Genomic DNA, 4,001 nt, shown 5'->3' on the forward strand with positions numbered 1-4,001 from the left:
ATGCCTCGCCAGCGCAATTTCAGCGCTAACTGTATGAAATATCGATTGTCGCTGCGGAAATTTCAGGCTGAAATCGCCATCATTTCAACCAGCAGCTAAAAGGCATACGGTTCTAACTCACCAATACCGATAAACTAACTGCAGCCAATTTAACCAGCTGCGCGCTAAACCGGCAGTCGCCAGTGAAGCCTTAAAAGCCGAGCAGCAACCGAATGAGATTTCATCCATTCGCCCAAGCGATTTCATCTCTATTTGCATGAAAAATATAGCTTTTTTAATAAAATTTCAGGCTGAAATCGCCAGTTAAGATTGTAATTTCAGCCATCAACTCAAGACCCAAAGCGAGATTAGCCAGATGATATTCAATGATTTATCCACAGAAAACGTGGATAACTTTCAAGACTAACCTTACTCAATCAACGCCAGCGCTGATGAAAATTGCCAGACTGCATCGCGCACGCGCACCGGTTTATTAATCAGTCCCAACGCATAAAAACGATCGGCGATTGTCTGCTGCTCTTTAATCACTTCGAAGGCCATCGCACGCGTTTTGTGGCTGCGACGTGTCAATGCGCGTTCTACTGACGAAACTTCCAATCCCAGCTCCTGAGCCAGTAACATTGAAGCTTCGTGGCGATGGCTATCAATGAATAAGCCAGTTTGCTGCAAACTTTCCACCAGCTGTCTGAGGATGTCATCGTGCTGTTCAACGTAATCACGTCGTGCCAGATAGAACTGATGATTGCGTACGCGCCCTTCACCATTAACCAAAACCCGCAGCTCGGGATTGCTCTCAGCGGCGCTGAGCAACGGATCCCACATCATCCAGGCATCAACCGAGAGATAATCACTGGCGGTCAGCGGATACTTAGGCGGTGTATACACCACTTTGAGTTCATCCAGACCAATGCCTGCTTCTTCCAGTAACTGCAGCAGAAGCCAGTGAACGTTCGAGCCTTTATTAACCGAAATGCGCTTACCGCGCAGATCGCTGATGGTGCGAATATCACTCTCATGCGGCACCACAATGCCAACGCTGCTTGGCGCCGGTGGCTCCCACGCAATATAAGTCACCGCATTGCCGCTTGCCTGGGCGAAGATCGGCGGCACTTCGCCGGTGGTCCCAAAGTCGATTTCGTTGTTTTGCAGTGCATACAGCAGCTGTGGCCCAGCAGGAAACTCACTCCACAACACGCTAATGCCTTGCTGAGCGAAACTGTGTTCGAGACTTTGACGAGCTTTCAACACGCCGAGATTGCCGAACTTCTGATAGCCAATACGCAGCTCGCGTTCCTGCGTTCCATGAGCACTGGATGAAGATGGAGTAACAAGCGCTTTGCGGCGTCCTTTAATCATTCCCTGATTCGCCAGATGCGTGCGTAAGGTGTGGCGGCTGATACCCAATAGCGCGGCGGCCTGAGTTTGATTCTGATCTGTCATCGACAACGCATTGTTAATCAGGCTGCTGATAACGCGATCAAACAGTTGCTGCGGCTGGCTGGTCAGCTGCTGCTGAAGAAAACTATCGAGCGTTGAATCGTTTGACTCGTTAAAGCCATGTTCACTGTAACCAGCAAGTCGCAGCTGTGCGGGCGTCAGCGTTTCTTCGCGGCTCAACAAAACGGCGTTGTGCAGCGTGTTCTCCAGTTCACGGATATTGCCCGGCCAGCTGTATTCGCGCAGCGCTTCAAGCGCATCAGGTGAGAGACGCCGAGCCGGACGGCCTAAGCGTCGTGCGTAGAGTGCGAGGAAGTGTTGCGCCAGCAGCGGAATGTCTTCACGACGCTGACGCAGCGGCGGCAGCGGAACCACCGCAATATTCAGGCGATAGAACAGATCTTCGCGGAAACGTCGTTCACGAATCGCCTGCGCCAAATCCACATGCGTAGCCGCGATAACCCGCACATCCACCTTGATCGCTTTGCGCGAGCCCACACGCGTAATCTCGCGCTCCTGCAACACACGCAACAATTTAACCTGCAGTGAAGGGCTAAGCTCACCAATCTCATCCAGCAGCAAGGTGCCGCCTTGCGCGGATTCAAACCAGCCGGGATGAGACTGCGTCGCGCCGGTAAAAGCCCCTTTCTCATGGCCAAACAACTCGGCTTCAGCCAGACTTTCCGTTAACGCACCGCAGTTAACCGCCAGAAAAGGGCCGTGACGCCGCTGGCTGTGATGGTGCAGATAACGCGCCACCACTTCTTTCCCTGTGCCGGTTTCGCCGACAATCAGCACGGTGGCATCCGTGGGGGCGAATTTATCCAGCAGCGATTGAAACGCCAGAGAAGCGGGATCGACTAAGCGCGGTGAATCAGTGTGATTATTAAAGTTGGTTAGCATGGCATTGAGTCCGGTAACGAGCATATCGCTACGCTAAATGCTCACGCCAACTATTAACACCATGTAAAAAGCATAAGCAGTTGCATATGCAGCAATAGCTGTTGCGTCATAGTTGCAATTGCAACTCGATATGCCGTAATCAACAACCTTAACCCTCTGAAATACGGCACTTCACGCTAATCAACAACCTGGCACGCTTTCTGCTAATAGCTATATAACCAAATAAGCAGTTCAAAATGATCATTTTTTAATAAAGTTATATAGGAAAAGCATAATGGTCGATTCCGCGAACGATAAAATTAATGTCTTCTGGTTTTTACCGACGCACGGTGATGGACGCTACCTCGGCACCACGCAAGGCGGACGCCCGGTCGATTTACCCTACTTACAGCAAGTGGCGCTTGCCGCCGACAATCTTGGCTTCTACGGCGTATTAATTCCCACTGGCAAAAGCTGCGAAGATTCCTGGCTGGTTGCCTCGGCGTTAGCGCCTATCACCAAACGTCTGCGCTATTTAGTGGCGGTGCGCCCGGGCCTGCAGCCGCCAACGCTGGCAGCTCGCATGGCGACAACGCTTGATCGTCTATCCGAAGGACGTTTATTGATTAACGTGGTGACCGGTGGCGATCCCGTCGAGAACAAAGGCGACGGCATTTTCCTCAACCACAGTGAACGTTATGAAGTCACCAAAGAGTTCCTCGACGTTTACAGCCGCCTGATGCGCGGTGAGAAAGTGGATTACGCAGGCAAACATATCCACGTTGAAGGTGCTGAAGTGCTGTTCCCGCCGGTGCAGGAAAATGGCCCGCCGCTCTATTTTGGTGGTTCATCTGAGGCGGCGATTGATGTGGCTGCGGAACAGATCGATACCTATCTCACCTGGGGCGAGCCGCCAGCGCAGGTTACCGAGAAGCTGGAAGTGGTGCGCGCGCGTGCGCAACAGCGCGGACGTAAACTGGAATACGGCATTCGTTTGCACGTGATTGTGCGCGAGACCGAAGAAGAAGCCAAAGCGGCGGCAGATAAGTTGATTGGCCATCTTGATGAAGAGACTATTGCGCAGGCGCAGAAAATCTTTGCGCGTATGGATTCTGCCGGTCAGGCGCGGATGAGCGCATTGCACCAAGGTTCGCGCGACAATCTCTATATCTCGCCGAATCTGTGGGCTGGCGTTGGTCTGGTACGCGGTGGCGCGGGCACTGCGCTGGTCGGCAGCCCTGAGCAAGTGGCTGAACGTATCCGTGAATATCAGGCGTTGGGCGTCACCAATTTTATTCTGTCGGGTTATCCGCATCTGGAAGAAGCGCATCGCGTGGCCGAATTGTTGTTGCCGCTGCTCCCGCTGGCGAATGCGCAACAGCAGCGTGAACGCACCATTAATACCGGGCCGTTTGGTGAAACCATTGGTGGCGATAAGCGACCTTCAAAACAGACGAGCGCCAGCTAATGCAGGAGAAGGCAATGGCAACGACACAGGTAATCATTGTTGGCGGTGGCTTTAGCGGCACAGCGTTGGCAATTCATCTCGCACGAACCTCATCGAGCAGATTACTGATTACAGTGGTCGAACCGCGCGCCAGTCTCGGCGGCGGCGTTGCCTATTCCACGCAGGAGCCCGCGCACCGCATCAACGTGCCCGCTTCGCGCATGCAGTTAAGCGG

General features: G+C 53.0%; 3 protein-coding genes. 2 read left to right on the forward strand and 1 reads right to left on the reverse strand.

Features of this window, described 5'->3' with window-relative positions; all coding sequences use genetic code 11:
• Positions 1–408: 408 nt before the first annotated feature.
• Positions 409–2,340: a sigma-54-dependent Fis family transcriptional regulator gene (locus RTY00_RS21200; RefSeq protein ID WP_312666042.1), complete on the reverse strand. Its 1,932-nt coding sequence runs from the start codon at positions 2,338–2,340 to the stop codon at positions 409–411.
• Positions 2,341–2,614: 274 nt separating this feature from the next.
• On the opposite strand from RTY00_RS21200, the gene ssuD reads away from it, so the two are divergent.
• On the forward strand, positions 2,615–3,787 hold the full coding sequence (gene ssuD, locus RTY00_RS21205; RefSeq protein WP_312666043.1) for an FMNH2-dependent alkanesulfonate monooxygenase: 1,173 nt from the start codon (positions 2,615–2,617) through the stop codon (positions 3,785–3,787).
• Between the two features lie 14 nt (positions 3,788–3,801).
• Positions 3,802–4,001, forward strand: a 200-nt coding sequence (locus RTY00_RS21210; protein WP_312666044.1) for an FAD/NAD(P)-binding protein, incomplete at its 3' end; no start/stop codon positions are given.

The organism is Pantoea sp. CTOTU49201 (genome assembly GCF_032054795.1).
GTDB classification, from domain to species: Bacteria; Pseudomonadota; Gammaproteobacteria; order Enterobacterales; family Enterobacteriaceae; genus Pantoea; species Pantoea symbiotica.